Below are 16,521 nucleotides of genomic sequence, written 5' to 3' on the forward strand. Positions count from 1 at the left end.
GCGCAGCCCCTCCCCGGTGCCGGGTGTGGTCGCTTCGCGCCCGCCCGCGGCCCGCGGGAGGGCGCGAAGCGACCGCACCTCCGGCCGAGCCTCCGCCCGGAGGGGAGGACGCGGGGTCAGGGGATGGTGAACCGGGCGTTGTCGATGAGGCGGACGTCGCCCACGCGCGCCGCCACGAGCACCTGCGCCGGGCCGTGGTGGTGCTCGCCCGCGCCGAGGAAGGTGCGCGGGTCGACGATCGAGACGTAGTCGAGGCGCACGCCGCTCTCTCCCTGCAGCACGCCCTGCGCCGCCGCGAGCATCGCCTCCGTGCCGCGGTCGGCGGCAGCCCCGGCGGCCTCGAGCGCCCGCGGGAGCGCGAGCGCGTCCTGCCGGTCGGAGCCGTGCAGGAAGCGGTTGCGGCTCGACATCGCGAGCCCGTCGGCCTCGCGCACCGTCGGCACCCCCACGACCTCGACGGGCAGGTCGAGGTCGCGCACCATGCGCCGCACGAGGAAGAGCTGCTGCGCGTCCTTCTCGCCGAACGCCGCGACGTCCGGCTGCACGATCGAGAGCAGCTTCGCGACGACCGTGAGCACGCCGTCGAAGTGGCCTGGGCGGCTGCGGCCCTCGAGCACCATGCCGAGGCCGCCCGCCGAGACGGTCGTCGCCGACCGCCCGCCGTCCGGGTACATCTCGTCGACCGAGGGCATGAAGACCGCCTCGACGCCGAGCGCCTCGAGCCGCTCGGTGTCGGCCTCGGGCGTGCGCGGGTAGCGGCCGAGGTCCTCGTGCGGCCCGAACTGCATCGGGTTGACGAAGACGGAGGCGATCACGGCGTCCGCATGCGCGAGCGCGGTCTCGACGAGCGAGACGTGGCCCTCGTGCAGGGCGCCCATCGTGGGCACCAGCCCGATGCGGCGGCCCTCGGCGCGGGCGCTGCGCACGTGCGCGCGCACGGCGTCGATCGTCGTCAGGGTCTGGATGGGCATGCCGGCTCCTCGCTCGTCGTCCCCAGCGTAGGGCCGGCGCGAGCCGCCGCCCGCCGCGCCTCAGCCGTGGACGGGAGGCTCGATGGGCGGGTCGGGATGCTTCGCGAGCGCCGTCTCCACCGCGCTCCGCACCACGCCGCCGAGCACGCGCGCGGGCCGCTCGACGCCGATCTCGGCGAGCCTGCCGCAGCGCCTGCGCGACGACGCCCGCCGCGAACTCCCCCGCGGCGGCGACGGCCTCGGCGTAGGCGGCGCGGTCCGCCTCCGCCACGACGATCGGCTCCGCGCCCATCTCGACCGCGAGCGCCTGGCCGATCGGCAGCACGGGCCCGGGGGCGGTCACGGCGACCGTGGCCTCCACGAGGCGCGCGAGGTCGATCGAGGTGCCCGAGAACGACATCGCAGGGTGCAGGGCGAGCGGGATCGCCCCGCGCTCCACCGCCGGTCGCAGCACGTCGACGCCGTGCTCGGCCGCCGTGTGCACGACGAGCTGCCCGGGCTGCCACGCGCCCGTGGCCGCGAGCCCTGCGACGAGGCCCGGGAGCGCCTCGGTGGGCACGGCCAGGAGCACGAGCTCCGCGCGCTCCACGATCGTCGGGGCGTCGAGCACGGGCACGCCCGGCAGGATCGCCTCCGCGCGCTCGACGGCGTCGTCGCCCGAGGCGTCGATGCCGACGATCGCGTGGCCAGCCCCGGCGAGGGCGGCGCCGAGCACCGGGCCGACGCGCCCGGCGCCGATGATGCCGACGCCGAGCCTGCCGGGTCTCACGCCGGGCCGTCCTCGGGCCGCGGTCCGGAGGGCGGCGTCGGCGGCCGCCAGGCCGGCTGCTGCGGAGGCCGCTGGGCATGCGCGGCCCGCTGCGCCGACGGGTCCTGCGGCGGCATCCAGCCCTGCGGCGAGGCGCTCGGCGCGCCATGCGGCGCGCTGCTCGGCGGCTGCTGCCCGTGCGGCGGCATCCAGCCCTGCGGCTGCTGGGCCGGCGGCGCCCAGCCCTGCGGCTGCTGGGCCGGCGGCGCCCAGCCCTGCGGCGCCCAGCCCTGCGGCGCGGGGCCCTGCGGCTGCTGCGCCGGCGGCGCCCAGCCCTGCGGCGGCCCCTGGTTCGGCATCCCGGGCCGCATCGGCGCGGGGGCGGCACGAGGCCGTCCTGCACCGCGGGCGCCTGCTCGAGCACCGCGTGGCGCGAGAGCGCCGCGGCCCACGACTCGGAGCCGTCGCGGTCGATCGCCGCCTTGACCGTGCGCATCGCGTGGTCGAACAGCAGCCCCGCGTCGCGCTGGTCGATCGCGCCGATCGACGGCGAGAGCACCGAGCCCGGCACGTGCAGCTGCACGCGGCCGAGGCGCGCGAGGCCGTAGATCGGCCCCTGCGTCACGGCGACCGACTGCACGCGCGCCTGCGGCACGAGCTGCAGCGAGCGCCAGATGCGGCCCGTGCGCAGCAGGAAGGCCGCCTCGTGCACGTGGAAGCCGTTGCGCCGCACCGAGAACCACCGGAACCACCGGGCGCGGGGCGGCGAGACGACGAACGCGTCGGGCGCCTGGCCCGTGAGGCCCATGTCGACGAGCGGCGATCGCGCGAGCTCCGGCAGCACGAGCCCGATGACCGCCCGCACGTCGCGCAGGTCGCCCACGGGCAGCAGGAAGCTCGCGGCCTGGCCGCCCTGCCCGTTGGCTCCGGAGCCGTCGGAGGCCTGCTTGCCCGCGCGCGTGAACGTGACCTGCCACCAGCCGAAGGGCCGCCACAGCAGCGGCTGCTTCACCTGCAGCCCGAAGATGCGGCCGGGCGGCAGGATCTCGGTCGTGGTCGAGGCGAGGCCGTAGGCGAGGCGGATGCCGTCGGGCGTCGCGGCGATCGAGTAGCGCAGCTTCGACGAGAGCGCGCGGATGCCCGCGGTGAAGAAGCCGATCGCGGCGGGCAGCAGCGCGAAGATCGCCCAGAACTGCGCGAAGCCGACGACGAGCACGAGCACGCCGACGGTGTAGACGACGGCGCCCACGATCCAGCCGTCGAGCAGCGACGACGCGATGACCCTGCCGATGCCGATGCGCACGAGCGAGCCGGGCGCGAGGTGCGCGATCTCGGCGTCGGGGCGCAGGATGTCGCCGACGATGCCGCCGCTGGCGCCGCGCTCGGCGGCGAGCCTCGCCGCGTCCTCCGCGGAGCGCCCGGAGGCGCGGTTCAGGATCTCGTAGCGGAGCTCGTCGGCGATCGCGGCGTGCAGGTAGTCGAGGTCGACGTTCGAGTCGGCGCCCGCCTGCTGGATCTCGAACCTGCAGGCGCCGAGGAGCCTGGCGAACCAGGGCTTCCGCACGTTGATGCCCTGGATGCGGTTGAGCGGCGCGCGCCGGTGCTTGCGGAACAGGATGCCCTGCTGCACCTCGACCTGGTCGCCCGTGATGCGGAAGCGGTGCACGCGCCACGAGAGCCACGACAGCAGCACGCCGACGACCACGAGGACCGCGGTGCCGACGAGCACCCACAGCAGCTGCGCGATGACGAAGTCGCCGAACTCGTCCTCCACCGCGCCCTCCGACCACTCCGCGGGCACGACGAGGGCGATGAGCCGGTCGCGGAAGATCGAGATGACGACGCCGATGACGATCACGAACGAGAGGCCGCCGCGCAGGAGCGGCGTCGCGGGATGCAGGCGGTGCCACTCGCCGTCGACGAGCGTGGCGGCGCGGGCGCGGGCGTCGGGGGCTGCGGCGCTCGGCGCGGGAGGCATGGCGTGGCCGCCGGGGGGCGGCCACGCCTGCCCCTGCGTCGGCCCGGGCGGGCCGCCGTGCTGGGGATCGCTCACAGGCCCGCTCGCCGCGACTCGGAGACCGCCACCAGACGGTCGCGCAGCTCCTCGGCGGTCGTGCCCGGCATGCCGGGGATGACGATGGCGCTCGAGGCGGCGGCCGTCACGAACTTCAGGGAGCGCAGGCCGAACATCCGCTCGACCGGGCCCTGCGTGATGTCGACGACCTGCATGCGCCCGTAGGGCACGGCGACGAAGCGCCGGAAGAGCATGCCGCGGCGCACGAGCAGGTCGTCGGGCCGCTCGAGGTAGCCGATCGTGCGCGTGCGCAGGAACGCGAAGACGACGCCCAGGACGGTCAGCACCACGGCGCCCGCGAGCGGCAGCCACGCCCACAGCGGCATCTCGCCGTCGGTCGCGAACCAGAGCGGCACCGTCGCGCCCACCCCGACCACCGCCCATGTGACGACGGTCGCGATCGACTCGACGAAGGCGTAGCGCATGCTCACGCGCTGCCATGCTCCGGTGACGTCCAGGCGCTCGGCCACGGCTCCTCCAACCTCCCCCGGCGACGCTCGTCGCGCGGCCGCCGGCGCGCTCCGCCGGCTCCTCCCCAGGCTAGCCGCGGGGGCTGTGCGGCCCGTCTGGGATACTGCCCGGGTGACGGCAGACATCGGGACGGGCAAGCAGCGGCACATCGGGCGTTGGATCGCCGTCAGCATCGTGGGCGTCATCGTCCTCGCCCTGCTGGCCGCGATCGGGTGGTACTTCCTGCGCATCGCGCCCTCGGTCGAGCAGACGGAGAGCATCGAGACCGCCTTCCCCGAGGAGAGCCTGCGCCCCACGGAGGACCCGGAGGCGGGCGATGCCGTGAACATCCTGCTGCTCGGCAGCGACTCGCGCGCCCAGGACGGCTCGCTGCTCACCGACCTCGGCGACCGGGCCGACACGATCCTCGTCGCCCACATCCCGCCGGACCGCGGCACGGTGCAGATCATGTCGATCATGCGCGACTCCTGGGTCGAGGTGCCCGGGCACGGGATGTCGAAGGTGAACGCGGCGCTGTCGCTCGGCGGCGTGCCGCTCATGGTGCAGACGGTCGAGTCGATCATCGAGCAGCGCATCGACCACATCGCCGTCATCGACTTCGACGGCTTCGAGAACCTCACGACCGCGCTCGGCGGCGTCACGCTCACGAACGACATCGCGTTCTCGTACTACGGCTACGACTACCCCGCGGGCGAGATCACGGTCGAGGGCGAGGAGGCCCTCATCTACGTGCGCGCGCGCTACCCGTTCTCGGACGGCGACTACCAGCGCGTCTACAACCAGCGCGCGTTCCTGCGCGGCGTCTTCCAGCAGCTCATGACGCGCGAGAACCTGACCAACCCCGACCGCGTCGCGGACATCTTCGCCGCGGTCGCGCCCTACGTGGCCACGAGCGACACCTTCACGCTGCCCGTGGTGCTGGGCCTCGCGCCGTCGATCGCGCAGCTCGACGGCTCCGACATCCGCACCTTCACGATGCCGACCCTCGGCACGGGCATGGAGGGCAGCCAGTCGGTCGTCTACGTGAACTGGGACGGCGTCGAGCAGATCCGCGCCGCCTTCGCCGAGGAGTCGATGGACGCCTTCGAGCCCGCGCCGGAGCGCTAGGCCGAACCCGCGCCGGAGCGCCGGCCGGCCCCGGCTCAGCCGGTGCTCGGCGTGGGCGCGGCGCCGCGGGCGCGCGCCTCGTCCTCGTCGTCGGGCGGCAGCACGCACCAGTGCTCGGCGAGCAGGCCGGCCACGAGCTGCAGCAGGGCGCCGCCGCCCACGACCGCGAGCGCGAGCACCGCATCGCCCGCCACGACCGCGCGCGAGGCGAAGAAGCCGAGCGCGCCGAGCGCGGCGCCGAGCAGCAGCGCACCCACGATCGAGGACGCCTTCGCGAGGCCCAGGACGCCGGTGGCGTGGCGGTGGTCGATGCGCCGTCGCCCGCGCGCCGCCTGTCGCACCGGCCACGCGACGAGCAGCAGCACGGCCGCGAGCAGCGCGAGCGCGGGGCCGAGCGTGAGCGGCGGGACGATCGCGGCTCGGCCGCTCATGACGAGCGAGGCCTCGAGCACCCACAGCAGGCCGCCGCCGATGAGCGCGGCAGCCACGAGGGCCGTGGCCGTCGTGCGCCTCACGGCAGCCGCCAGGCGTCGCCGTCGGCGTAGTCGGCGAGCTCCGCGATCGCGCCGCGGCCGGGGATGGTGGCGTGGGGCTCGACCTCGAGCCAGGGCTGCAGCACGAACTGCCGCTCGTGCGCCCTGGGGTGCGGCAGGATGAGGGCGTCGTCCGCGCGCTCCAGCTGCCCGATCGCGACGATGTCGATGTCGATCGTGCGGCTGCCGTAGCGCTCCTCGCGCACGCGGCCGAGGGCGTCCTCGATCGCGTGCACCGCGTCGAGCAGGTCGAGGGCGTCGAGCACCGTGCCGACCACCACGACGATGTTCGCGTAGTCGGGCGAGAGGCCCTCGCCGTCGGGATGCCACGACGGCGACTCCCAGGTGCTCGAGCGCTCGAGCACCCGGACGCCGTCGATCGCGTCGAGCGCGCGGACGGCGCGGTCGAGCGTGCCGACGCGGTCGCCCAGGTTCGAGCCGAGCGAGAGCACCGCGCGGTGCTCGGCGAGCAGCCTCACAGCACCACCCAGTCCGAGCGCTCCCGGCTGCGGTGGACGGTCACGGCCACGTCGCCGAAGGGCACGGCGATGGGCGCCTGCGGCTTGTGCACCGTCACCGTCGCGTGCTCGACGCGGCCGTCCACGAGGCACAGCGCCGCGAGGCGGTCGGCGAGCGTCTCGATGAGGTCGACGGGGTCGCGGCCGACGTCGGCGACGATCCGCTCGGCGAGCTCGCCGTAGTGGACCGTCGCGTGCACGTCGTCCCTGTCGATGGCATCGCCCAGGTCGAGCACGAGCTGCACGTCGACGACGAACTCCTGGCCGTCGCGGCGCTCCTCGGGCAGGACCCCGTGGTGCCCGCGGGCCCGCACGCCCGTCAGGGAGATCGCGCCGCTGCGCGGCTGCGGCCGGAGCGCGGGATCCGGCGCCGCCTCCGCGGTCGCCACGAGGGCGCGCAGCGCCGAGACGGTCGAGGCGACGTCGTGCACCCGCACGGCCGCCGCGCCGCGCTGCGCCGCGAGCACGGCGGTCGCCGCCGTCGCGGCGTCGCGCTCCTCGGGCCGCGCACCCTCCGGCAGCAGGGTGCCGAGGAAGCGCTTGCGGCTCGTGCCGATGAGGAGCGGCAGGCCGATGCGGCCGACCGCGCCGAGGCCCGCGAGCAGGCGCCAGTTGTCCTCAGGCTCCTTCGAGAACCCGAAGCCGGGGTCGAGCATGATGCGCTCGCGCGGCACGCCCGCATCGACGGCCGCGGCGAGCCGGGCGCGCAGGTGCGCCGCGACCTCCGCGACGACGTCGCCGTAGCGGGTGTCCTGGGTCACGTCGAGGCCGCGCGAGTGCATGAGCACGAGGCGCGCGCCGCCCTCGGCCACCGCGCCCAGGAGCGCCGGGTCGTGCTCGCCGGCGGTGACGTCGTTGATGATCTCGGCGCCCGCCTCGATCGCCGCGCGCGCCGTCGCCGCGTGGACGGTGTCGACCGAGACGCGGATGCCCTCGCGCACGAGCTCGCGCACGACGGGCAGGATGCGGGCCTGCTCCTCCTCGGGCGTCACGGGGGTCGCGCCCGGCCTGGTCGACTCGCCGCCGACGTCGATGACGTCGGCGCCCTGCGCGCGCATCCGCCGCGCGTGCGCGATGGCCGCGCCGGCGTCGACGTAGCGACCGCCGTCGCTGAAGGAGTCGGGGGTGACGTTGAGGATGCCCCAGACCTCGATGCCGTGCCCGCTCATCGCCGCTCCCCGATGAGCGCCATGATCTCGGCGCGCTCGATGGGCTCGGCGAGCGTGCCGCGGCTCGCGACCGTCACCGTGGACGACTTCGCCTGCCGCGCGCCGCGCGCGGCGACGCAGCCGTGGGCGGCCTCCACCACCACGAGCACGCCACGCGGCTCGAGGCCCGCGACGAGCGCGTCGGCGATCTCGTCGGTGAGCCGCTCCTGGATCTGCGGCCGCGAGGCGACGGTCTCGACGACGCGCGGGATGCGGCCGAGTCCGACGATGCGGTCGCTCGGCAGGTAGGCGACGTGCGCGACGCCCGTGAAGGGCAGCAGGTGGTGCTCGCACATCGAGCGGAACTCGATGTCGCGCAGCAGCACGAGCTCGCCCGTCTCGCCCGCGAGGCCCTCCGAGTCGAGGTGCAGCGCCGGATCGGCGCCGACGCCCGCGAAGTACTCCTCGTAGGCGGCGGCGACCCGGCGCGGCGTGTCGGCGAGGCCGGGGCGCGCGGGATCGTCGCCGATCGCGGCGAGCAGCTCCCGGACCGCCGCTTCGACGCGCTGCCGGTCGATCGCCATCAGGCCTCGGCGGGCGTCTCGGTGTCGGGCTCGACCGCCTCGTCGACGTGCTGCGACACGGGCAGCTCGATGGGCGGCCGCGTGCTCACGGGGCGGTCGGTGCTCGAGAGCCACTGCGGGCGCTCGGGGAGCTTCCGCACCTCGGCGAAGATCTCGGCGAGGCGCACGTGGTCGAGCGTCTCCCGCTCGAGCAGCTCGGCGGCGAGGGCGTCGAGCACGTCGCGGTTGTCGTTGAGCACCGTCCACGCCTCGGTGTGCGCCTGCTCGATGAGCGCGCGCACCTCGCGGTCGACGGCCTCCGACAGCGACGGCGAGTAGTCGCGGCTCGAGCCCATGTCTCGGCCGAAGAAGGCCTCGCCCTGCGCCTGGCCGAGCTTCACGGCGCCGATCGCCGAGGTCATGCCGTACTCGGTGACCATCTTGCGGGCGATGCCCGTGGCCTTCTCGATGTCGTTGCCCGCGCCCGTCGTGGGGTCGTGGAAGACGATCTCCTCGGCGACGCGGCCGCCCATCGCGTAGGTCAGCTGGTCGAGGAGCTCGTTGCGCGTCACGGAGTACTTGTCGTTGACCGGCATCACCATCGTGTAGCCGAGCGCCCTGCCGCGCGGCAGGATCGTCACCTTCGTGACCGGGTCGGAGTGGCGCATCGCCGCCGCCGCGAGCGCGTGGCCGCCCTCGTGGTAGGCCGTGATGAGGCGCTCCTTGTCGTTCATGATGCGGGTGCGCCGCTGCGGGCCGGCCATGACGCGGTCGACGGCCTCGTCGAGGTTCTCGTCGGTGATCTGCGTGCGGTTCTGGCGCGCGGTGAGGAGCGCGGCCTCGTTGAGCACGTTGGCGAGGTCGGCACCCGTGAAGCCGGGCGTCTTCCGCGCGAGCACCTCGAGGTCGACGCCGGGCGCGATGGGCTTGCCCTTCGCGTGCACCGACAGGATCGTCTCGCGGCCCTTCATGTCGGGCGCGTCGACGCCGATCTGGCGGTCGAAGCGGCCCGGGCGCAGGAGCGCGGGGTCGAGGATGTCGGGGCGGTTCGTCGCGGCGATGAGGATGATGTTCGTCTTCACGTCGAAGCCGTCCATCTCGACGAGCAGCTGGTTGAGCGTCTGCTCGCGCTCGTCGTGCCCGCCGCCGAGGCCCGCGCCGCGCTGGCGGCCGACCGCGTCGATCTCGTCGACGAAGATGATCGCCGGTGCGTTCTGCTTCGCCTGCTCGAAGAGGTCGCGCACGCGGCTGGCGCCGACGCCCACGAACATCTCGACGAAGTCGGAGCCCGAGATCGAGTAGAAGGGCACGCCCGCCTCGCCCGCGACGGCGCGCGCGAGGAGCGTCTTGCCCGTGCCGGGAGGGCCGTACAGCAGCACGCCCTTCGGGATGCGCGCGCCGACCGCCTGGAACTTCGACGGGTCCTGCAGGAACTCCTTGATCTCCTGCAGCTCCTCGACGGCCTCGTCGGCGCCCGCGACGTCGGCGAACTTCACCTGCGGCATGTCCTTCGAGACCATCTGGGCCTTCGACTTGCCGAACTGCATGACGCCGCGGTTGCCGCCGGCCATGCGGGTCATGAAGAAGTAGAAGAGCGCGCCCAGCAGCAGCACCGGCAGCAGGATGCCCAGCAGCGACAGGAACCAGTTGCCCTGCGGCACCTCGTCGACGTAGCCCTCGGAGGGGTCGGCCGCCGTGATCGCCTCGACGACGTCGGCGCCGCGGGGCTGCACGTAGTAGAACTGCACCTGCTGGCCGTACTCGGCGTCGGGCTCGCTGAGGATCAGGTCGACGCGCTGCTCGCCGTCGACGATGCGCGCCTGCTGCACCTTGCCGTCGGCGATCAGCTGCATGCCGACGTCGGTCTGCACCGGCCGGAACTGCGGCGTCATGAAGAAGCTGAAGGCCACGCCGACGATCAGCAGCGCGAGCACGATCCACGGGATCGGGCCCTTGAGGAACTTCTTGAAGCTCATGACGTCCTTCGGGGTCGGGATGCACTCAGGCTAGCCGCCGCCCGGCGGCGCTTCGCCGCTGTTCGCTGAGGGCGCGGGAGCCTGTGGATGCGCCCAGGACGGGCGCTAGGAGACGACCTCGAACGACATGAGGATCGCGCGGATGATGCGGAACTCCTCGGTGCCGAGGTAGGCCTGGGCCGCCTCGAGCGAGCCGACTGCCCAGGGCGCGCCGGGTCCGGACCCCGTCACGATCGTCTCGGAGCCGAAGCTCCAGTCGCCCGCGCCGGTGCCGATGTCGTGCACGATCGGGCAGCGCGGGCTCGCCGCCTCGGCCGTCGGCAGCAGGCCCACGCTCACGATCCACTGGCCGTCGAGCTGCAGCGCGGCCGCGCCGAACGACGCGTCGCCCGCGCCCGCGACCTCGACCGCGTCGCGCTCGAGCGGCACGGTGCGCCAGGAGACGGCCGTGCCCGAGCCGTCGAGGCAGCGGCCGTCGCCGGTGTCGGGGCCCTGCACGAGGCCCAGCTGGCGCTCGCCGTCGCCCCGCAGGATCGCGAGGCCGCCGTCGGCCTCCTGCGTGCTCCAGTCGGCCGGGATGCGGAAGGTGACGGCGCCGTCGCCCGCGGGGATCTGCTGCCAGCCGCTCGTGTCGACGCCCGCGATCTCGGCGGGCAGCTGCGACTCGACATCGGGCGCCTCCGGGGTCGGCGTCGCGACGGGCGTGGGCGGCGGCGCGGTGATGCCGGTCGGCAGGCTCGGCTGCGGCGTGCTGTCGGGCGCACCCGTGCAGGCCGCGAGCGCGGCGGCCGCCACGGCGATCGCCACGACGGCGAGCGAGCGGGCAGGACGTTCCACCCCTCCATCATGCCGCCAGCGCGGCCCTGTCGCTGTGCGGCCGCCGCGAACGGCCGCACAGCGCGCCTCACGGCGCGACGGTCGGGCGCGGCCCCCAGGCGATCTGCAGGCTCGCCATGACCTCGACGATCGTCGCGGACTCCTCGCCGTCCAGCCACGCCTCGGCCGCGGCTTCGCTCTCGAACGCGATCGCGGTGTCGGGGTAGCCACCCTCGGCCGCGCTGTCGGCGACGGCGGAGAGCAGCCCGACGCCTCCGCCCGTGGGGAAGGGGCCGCCGTACCCGCACGTGTCGGCCGGGTCGCCCTGGTTCTCGAGCGCGAGCTCGACGACGCCGCGGCCGCTCTCGACGTACTGGTCGCCCTGCTGCACGATCTCGGGATCGACGTCGCCGTGGACGGCGAGCTCGATCTCGCGGCCGATGCCGTCGCGCATCGCGGCGAGGCCGGCCTCGTCGTACGGCGCGACGGGCACCGACAGCAGCGGCTCGACGAGGTCGTCGCCCGGGCATTCGACGGCGTCGTTGCCGTAGTGCTCGCGGTACCAGAGCACCTGCGACCCCTCGGCGTCGAGGATCACGAGCTCGTTGAGCCAGCCGGGACCCCTGTTGTACATCTCCGACGCCTCGCCGAGCGCGCTGCGGTCATCCACGCTCCACCCGGCGGGGACCCGGAGCGAGATCGCGCCGTCCTGCGTCGTGAACGACTGCCAGCCGTCGGCGGGCCCGGTCGGCGAGCCCGTCGGCTCGGCGGTCGCCTCGGCTGTCGGTGCCTGCGTCGACGGCGCGGGCGAGCTCGGGGCGTCCCCGCCCGGCTGCGCGCAGGCGCTGAGGGCGAGCGCGGCGACGGCGACGATCGCGGCGGAGGTGGCGGTGCGGTGCATGGGTTCCTCTCTCGAGGCCCGGTGGCCCCTTCACCACGTCATGTCCACCCAGCTCGCCGAGGTCACGCCCGGACGGTCACGATCCGGTCACGGCCTGCGTCGCGGCCGTCGTCGTCACTCGTAGACGTGGGGCGCGAGCACGCCGATGCCGCGCATGTTGCGGTACTGCTCGGCGTAGTCGAGGCCGTAGCCGATGACGAACTCGTTGGGGATGTCGAAGCCGCAGTACTTCACGTCGACCTGCACCTTGAGCGCCTCGGGCTTGCGGAGCATGGTGCAGATCTCGACCGATGCGGCGCCGCGCGACTCGAGGTTGCCCTTGAGCCACGAGAGCGTCAGGCCGGAGTCGATGATGTCCTCGACGATGAGCACGTGGCGGCCCGTGAGGTCGGTGTCGAGGTCCTTGAGGATGCGGACGACGCCCGAGGAGACCGTGCCGGACCCGTACGACGAGACCGCCATCCAGTCCATCTCGAGGTGGCGGTTGAGGGCTCGCGAGAGGTCGGCCATCACCATGACCGCGCCGCGGAGCACGCCGACGAGCAGCAGGTCGAGGCCCTCGTAGTCGTCCTCGATCTGGCGCGCGAGCTCGTCGAGCTTCGCGTGCAGCTCCTCCTCGGTGATGAGGGTCTTCGCGAGGTCGGCCTCGACGTGGTGGAAGTCCATGTGCGCTCCTGGCGGTGGCGGATCGGCGGCGGTGCGACCAACCTACCGGCGACGCAGCGGGGCGCGCGCGGTGCTCCGCGCACGCCCCGGCGTCCTGCCCGGCGTCAGCCCTCGGGGAGGACGGGAGCCGGGATGCCCGTGAGGTCGAGCGTCGCGATGATGTCGAGCAGCAGCGCAGCCTCGGCGCTCTCGAGCCAGGCGATCGCCTCCTCCTCGGACGCCATGTCGCGGCGGGTGGAGAAGTCGATGAGTCGCTCGCCGTCGATGACGGTGGCGGTCGGCGGCTGGTCGCCGCCGGCGACGTGCGACAGCGCGACGTGCGCCCAGGTGTCGCCGGTGTCGTTGCCGTCCCACCATGCGCTGGCGCTGTGCTCGAGCACGGACCGGTCGTCGCGGTCGACGGCTGCCAGCTCGTCCTCGGAGAGCGTCGCCACGCGCTCGGTCGAGACGATGCCGAACCTCGCGACGGCGCCCGCGCCATCCCCGGGGCCGTCCCAGTAGCTGAGCCGCACCGACCCGTCGGGGTCGCGGATCGCGATGCCGTTCACCCAGTGGGTCTCGCCGTCGTACTCCTGCTCCTCGCCGTCGACCTCGGCGCTCCAGCCGGGCGGGATGCGGAACGACGCGGTGCCGTTCGGCGTCTCGATGCGCTGCCAGACGGCCTGGGGATCGGTCTCGGTAGGCGTCGGGGCGGCGCTCGACTCGGAGGTCGGCGCGGGTGCCTGCGAGGTCGGCGCCGTCGTGGGCGCCTCGGTCGGATCGGCCGCGGGCTGCGCGCATCCGGCGAGCAGGACGACGGCGGCGACGGCCGTGACGATGGGGAGCGCGCGCATCAGCGGACCTCGAACGAGCGCAGGATCTCGAGGATCGTGCGGTACTCGTCCGTCTCCATGTAGGCGCGGGCGTCGTCGAGCGAGTCGATCGACCAGAGCGGGTCGTCGTCGGTCGAGCCCATCTGGAAGTGCGTGCCGAAGCCGACGCCGCCGTCGGAGCTGCCGGCGACGAAGTAGGTCGTGCAGGCCTCCTCGTACTCGAGGCGCTCGGCATCGGTGATGCCGATGCCCATGATCCAGCGGTCGGTCTCGGTGCCGATCGCGACCGTCGCGATCACCGATCCCCCACCGTCCAGCGCGGCGGCCTCGGACGGCTCCTGGGCCAGCACCTCGAACGGGAAGACGATGCCGCCGCAGGCGCCGCCGATGTCGACGAAGTCGGCGAGCGCGAGCAGCTGCTGCCCGTTCGGCGCGGTGAGCGTCGCCGAATCCATGGTCCGCTCGTACGGATCCTGCACGTCGTCGCGATCGGCGTCGGGCGCGAAGAGCTCCGCGTCGCTCTCGAGCGTCCAGTCGGCGGGATACCGGAAGGACGCATCGCTGTCGGTGGTCTCGTACGTGAGCCAGTCACTGGTGTCGATGGCGGTGGGGTCCTCGGTGGCCGTGGGCTCGGTGGTGGGCTCGGGCGCCTGCGAGGTGGGCGCGGTCGTGGGCGCCTCGGTCGGCTCGGCGGCGGGTTGAGCGCAGCCGGCGAGCGCCAGGACGGCGACTGCGGCGGCGGCGAGCGGGACGAGTGCGGCTGGGGCGTGCATGGTTCCTCGGTCGTCGTGGTGGGTTCGGGGGCGTTCGGCCGGACGCGAAGGGCGCGGCGCGGGCATCAGGAGCGCACCGTCGCGGAGCGGAGGACCTCGACGATCGTGCGGTGCTCGCCGGTCTCCATGGAGGCGCGGGCCTCGGCCTCGCTGCGGAAGAGCGGCACGTCGCCGGCCGCATCGTCCGCGATCTGCAGGGTGATGAACGAGTACGGCAGGCCCGCCGGGTAGATCACGAGGATCTGGGGCTCGCACGCCTCCGCGGCGTCGAGCTCGGAGATGCCGACATGGAGGCCGCCGAGGTCATGGCGGTCGACGAAGACGGTCACGACCCGGCCGCCTGCGCAGCGAGGCCGGGTGCGGGCTGCTCGTCGAGCACGGTGCGGGTGGGCGATTGGTCGCACGGCGCGACGTCGGTCGCGTACTGGCCGTTCACCACTGCGGCGTAGGTGAGCATCGGGGTGCCGGAGCCGTCGACGACGATGCCGCGGTAGTCCTCCGGACCGTCCATGCCCTCCTCGGGCTCGAAGCTCCAGGCGGCGGGCATGCGCCACGTGACATCGCCCAGGCCGAGCTCCACCGTCTCCCAACCCTCGGTCGGGTCGGACGTCGCCTCGGCGCCGACTCGTCGGCGGGCCCGGCGCAGGCCGCGAGCGCAGCGATGAGCGGCGGCGCTGCTGTTCGGAGCCTGCGGCGTGCGTGCATGGGATGCCTCTCGTGACGGGATGCGGCTGCATCGGTGCATCCCGTCATGTCCGGCTCCGGGTCGGGGTCACAGCCTCCGGGTCACGGTTCGATCACGATTCGCCGGTCCCAGCCAAGCGCCCGGAGCACCCGCGAGCATGACGGATCGCCGAGCATCGGATCACGATTCCGCAACGGGGCCGACGCGAAGCCGACCCTGGAGCCTCAGGCGGCGACGAAGACGAGCCTGCGGCCCTCGCGCGCGACGCGGATGCCCGGCAGGTGGATCGGCCCCTGTCCGTGCCAGTCGGTCACGAGGCGCGAGACCTCGAGCGTCTGCTGCCGCGTGAGCGCCACGTGGAACTCGCTCTGCACCGCGAGGCGGATGATGCGCTGGCGCAGCGCCGGCGGGTTCGACTCGAGCCCGCCCACGTCGAGCGAGAGGCCGCCCTCCGCGTGCTCGACGAGGTCGACCACCTGCTCCTGCGCGAAGTGCGCGAGGGCCTCGGCGTCCTCGCGCAGCGTGTCGGCGGTGCGGGTGAGCGCGAGCGCGACACCGCCGCCGAGCACCTCGTCGAGCATCGGCAGCACCCGGTGCCGCACCCGCGCGCGCAGGAATCGCTCGTCGTCGTTGTGCGGATCGCTCCAGACCTCGAGGCCGAGGTCGCGGCACGACTGGTGCGTCGTGGCGCGGCGCACCTGCAGGAGCGGCCGCCGCAGGAAGCCGATGCGCGGATGCATGCCCCACAGGCTCTCGGGCCCCGAACCGCGGGCGAGCCCGATGAGCACCGTCTCGGCCTGGTCGTCGAGCGTGTGGCCGAGCAGCACTGCCGCGGCGCCCTCCTGCTTGCGCACCTGGAGGAGCGCCGCGTAGCGCGCCTGCCGCGCGGCGGCCTCGGGGCTGCCGTCGGGCGCGACCTGCACGGGCACGACCCGCACCGGCTCGAGCGCGAGCGCGCGCGCCTGCTCGGCGGCGCGCTCCGCGGCGTCGGCGCTGCCGGGCTGGAGGCCGTGGTCGACGACGACCGCGCCGGCGCGCACGCCGGAGCGCTGCGCCTCGAACGCGGTGGCGGCGGCGAGCGCGAGGGAGTCGGGGCCGCCGGAGAGGGCGACGAGCACGAGCGCGCCCTCGGGCAGGTCGTCGATCGCCTCCCGCACCGCGCGCCGCACGTCGGCGACGGCCGGCGTCAGGCGGGGACGGCGGTCGCTGGCGGGCATGAAGTAACCTTATGCCGATTCCTCACGCCCACGAGAAGGAGCCGATCTTGGCCGCCTACGACGTCGTCATCGAGATCCCCAAGGGGAGCCGCAACAAGTACGAGGTCGACCACGAGACCGGCCGCGTCTTCCTCGACCGCGTGCTGTTCACGACGTTCGTCTACCCCACCGACTACGGCTACTTCGACGAGACCCTCGGCCTCGACGGCGACCCGGTCGACGCGCTCGTGCTGCTCGAGTACCCGGTGCCGCCGGGCGTGTTCGTGAAGGTCCGCCCCGTCGGCCAGCTCAACATGGAGGACGACGGCGGCATCGACACGAAGGTCGTCTGCGTGCTCGAGAAGGACCCGCGCTGGGCGCACATCCAGGACATCGACGACGTGCCGCAGCAGATCCGCGACGAGATCGAGCACTTCTTCCTGCACTACAAGGACCTCGAGCCCGGCAAGTGGGCCAAGCTCGGCGGCTGGGAGGGCAAGGAGGCCGCGGAGGCCACCGTCGCCGCCGGCAAGGCCGCGTACGTGCCCGCCGGCCACTGACGC

17 protein-coding genes and 2 pseudogenes are annotated in these 16,521 nt (G+C 74.0%); 2 read left to right on the forward strand and 17 right to left on the reverse strand.

All coding sequences use genetic code 11. The features are described from left to right. Nucleotides 1–116: 116 nt before the first annotated feature. From panC to OVA14_RS02990, 4 genes and pseudogenes are all read right to left on the reverse strand, one after another. On the reverse strand, nt 117–971 hold the full coding sequence (gene panC / locus OVA14_RS02975; RefSeq protein WP_267504814.1) for a pantoate--beta-alanine ligase: 855 nt from the start codon (nt 969–971) through the stop codon (nt 117–119). Nucleotides 972–1,031: 60 nt separating this feature from the next. Further along, a pseudogene (locus OVA14_RS02980) lies at nt 1,032–1,791 on the reverse strand (DUF2520 domain-containing protein). Between the two features lie 472 nt (nt 1,792–2,263). After that, a pseudogene (locus tag OVA14_RS02985) lies at nt 2,264–3,697 on the reverse strand (PH domain-containing protein); the annotation flags it as partial. A 71-nt stretch (nt 3,698–3,768) separates the two neighbouring features. Next, nucleotides 3,769–4,263: a PH domain-containing protein gene (locus OVA14_RS02990; protein ID WP_267504815.1), complete on the reverse strand. Its 495-nt coding sequence runs from the start codon at nt 4,261–4,263 to the stop codon at nt 3,769–3,771. Nucleotides 4,264–4,375: 112 nt separating this feature from the next. Between OVA14_RS02990 and OVA14_RS02995 the strand changes: the two genes are divergently transcribed. Further along, the gene (locus tag OVA14_RS02995; RefSeq protein ID WP_267504816.1) at nt 4,376–5,371 is read left to right on the forward strand and encodes an LCP family protein; all 996 of its coding nucleotides are present in this window, start codon (nt 4,376–4,378) and stop codon (nt 5,369–5,371) included. Between the two features lie 35 nt (nt 5,372–5,406). On the opposite strand, the gene OVA14_RS03000 is transcribed toward OVA14_RS02995, so the two are convergent. The 13 genes from OVA14_RS03000 to tilS all read right to left on the reverse strand — a co-directional run bounded on the left by OVA14_RS03000 (nt 5,407) and on the right by tilS (nt 15,979). Continuing rightward, nucleotides 5,407–5,886, reverse strand: coding sequence for a DUF3180 family protein (locus OVA14_RS03000; protein WP_267504817.1), 480 nt, complete (start codon nt 5,884–5,886; stop codon nt 5,407–5,409). Continuing rightward, nucleotides 5,883–6,383: a 2-amino-4-hydroxy-6-hydroxymethyldihydropteridine diphosphokinase gene (gene folK, locus OVA14_RS03005; protein WP_267504818.1), complete on the reverse strand. Its 501-nt coding sequence runs from the start codon at nt 6,381–6,383 to the stop codon at nt 5,883–5,885. The genes OVA14_RS03000 and folK overlap by 4 nt, the downstream gene beginning before the upstream one ends. Further along, on the reverse strand, nt 6,380–7,591 hold the full coding sequence (gene folP / locus OVA14_RS03010; protein ID WP_267504819.1) for a dihydropteroate synthase: 1,212 nt from the start codon (nt 7,589–7,591) through the stop codon (nt 6,380–6,382). The genes folK and folP overlap by 4 nt, the downstream gene beginning before the upstream one ends. Continuing rightward, complete coding sequence (gene folE, locus OVA14_RS03015) at nt 7,588–8,154, reverse strand: GTP cyclohydrolase I FolE (RefSeq protein ID WP_267504820.1); 567 nt, start codon at nt 8,152–8,154, stop codon at nt 7,588–7,590. The genes folP and folE overlap by 4 nt, the downstream gene beginning before the upstream one ends. Further along, a complete protein-coding gene (gene ftsH, locus OVA14_RS03020) occupies nt 8,154–10,109 on the reverse strand; it encodes an ATP-dependent zinc metalloprotease FtsH (protein ID WP_267504821.1) in 1,956 nt (651 codons plus the stop codon). Before ftsH ends, folE begins: the two co-directional genes overlap by 1 nt. 105 nt (nt 10,110–10,214) lie before the next feature. Then, on the reverse strand, nt 10,215–10,946 hold the full coding sequence (locus OVA14_RS03025; protein WP_267504822.1) for a hypothetical protein: 732 nt from the start codon (nt 10,944–10,946) through the stop codon (nt 10,215–10,217). A 67-nt stretch (nt 10,947–11,013) separates the two neighbouring features. Next, nucleotides 11,014–11,826 carry a hypothetical protein gene (locus tag OVA14_RS03030; RefSeq protein WP_267504823.1) on the reverse strand — a complete coding sequence of 271 codons (813 nt, stop codon included), beginning with the start codon at nt 11,824–11,826 and terminating at the stop codon, nt 11,014–11,016. 114 nt (nt 11,827–11,940) lie between these two features. Then, the gene (gene hpt / locus OVA14_RS03035; protein WP_267504824.1) at nt 11,941–12,492 is read right to left on the reverse strand and encodes a hypoxanthine phosphoribosyltransferase; all 552 of its coding nucleotides are present in this window, start codon (nt 12,490–12,492) and stop codon (nt 11,941–11,943) included. A 104-nt stretch (nt 12,493–12,596) separates the two neighbouring features. Continuing rightward, nucleotides 12,597–13,325, reverse strand: coding sequence for a hypothetical protein (locus OVA14_RS03040; RefSeq protein WP_267504825.1), 729 nt, complete (start codon nt 13,323–13,325; stop codon nt 12,597–12,599). Continuing rightward, nucleotides 13,325–14,077, reverse strand: coding sequence for a hypothetical protein (locus OVA14_RS03045; RefSeq protein WP_267504826.1), 753 nt, complete (start codon nt 14,075–14,077; stop codon nt 13,325–13,327). The genes OVA14_RS03040 and OVA14_RS03045 overlap by 1 nt, the downstream gene beginning before the upstream one ends. 65 nt (nt 14,078–14,142) lie before the next feature. Next, nucleotides 14,143–14,406, reverse strand: coding sequence for a hypothetical protein (locus OVA14_RS03050; protein ID WP_267504827.1), 264 nt, complete (start codon nt 14,404–14,406; stop codon nt 14,143–14,145). Beyond that, the gene (locus OVA14_RS03055; RefSeq protein WP_267504828.1) at nt 14,403–14,657 is read right to left on the reverse strand and encodes a hypothetical protein; all 255 of its coding nucleotides are present in this window, start codon (nt 14,655–14,657) and stop codon (nt 14,403–14,405) included. The genes OVA14_RS03050 and OVA14_RS03055 overlap by 4 nt, the downstream gene beginning before the upstream one ends. Nucleotides 14,658–14,986: 329 nt before the next feature. Then, nucleotides 14,987–15,979 (reverse strand): tRNA lysidine(34) synthetase TilS, encoded by a 993-nt coding sequence (gene tilS, locus OVA14_RS03060; protein WP_267504829.1) that lies wholly within the window; start codon nt 15,977–15,979, stop codon nt 14,987–14,989. A gap of 47 nt (nt 15,980–16,026) precedes the next feature. Here tilS and OVA14_RS03065 point away from each other — a divergent pair, with 47 nt between their 5' ends. Next, nucleotides 16,027–16,518 (forward strand): inorganic diphosphatase, encoded by a 492-nt coding sequence (locus OVA14_RS03065; protein WP_324288035.1) that lies wholly within the window; start codon nt 16,027–16,029, stop codon nt 16,516–16,518. Nucleotides 16,519–16,521: the final 3 nt, after the last annotated feature.

The organism is Agrococcus sp. SL85 (genome assembly GCF_026625845.1).
GTDB lineage: Bacteria > Actinomycetota > Actinomycetes > Actinomycetales > Microbacteriaceae > Agrococcus.

Bases quoted from the DNA above. Each gene is read 5' to 3' on its own strand.
- folE (WP_267504820.1), bottom strand. From the start codon at position 8,154: ATGGCGATCGACCGGCAGCGCGTCGAAGCGGCGGTCCGGGAGCTGCTC.
- ftsH (WP_267504821.1), bottom strand. From the start codon at position 10,109: ATGAGCTTCAAGAAGTTCCTCAAGGGCCCGATCCCGTGGATCGTGCTC.
- OVA14_RS03030 (WP_267504823.1), bottom strand. From the start codon at position 11,826: ATGCACCGCACCGCCACCTCCGCCGCGATCGTCGCCGTCGCCGCGCTC.
- OVA14_RS03040 (WP_267504825.1), bottom strand. From the start codon at position 13,325: ATGCGCGCGCTCCCCATCGTCACGGCCGTCGCCGCCGTCGTCCTGCTC.
- tilS (WP_267504829.1), bottom strand. From the start codon at position 15,979: ATGCCCGCCAGCGACCGCCGTCCCCGCCTGACGCCGGCCGTCGCCGAC.
- panC (WP_267504814.1), bottom strand. From the start codon at position 971: ATGCCCATCCAGACCCTGACGACGATCGACGCCGTGCGCGCGCACGTG.
- hpt (WP_267504824.1), bottom strand. From the start codon at position 12,492: ATGGACTTCCACCACGTCGAGGCCGACCTCGCGAAGACCCTCATCACC.
- folP (WP_267504819.1), bottom strand. From the start codon at position 7,591: ATGAGCGGGCACGGCATCGAGGTCTGGGGCATCCTCAACGTCACCCCC.
- OVA14_RS03045 (WP_267504826.1), bottom strand. From the start codon at position 14,077: ATGCACGCCCCAGCCGCACTCGTCCCGCTCGCCGCCGCCGCAGTCGCC.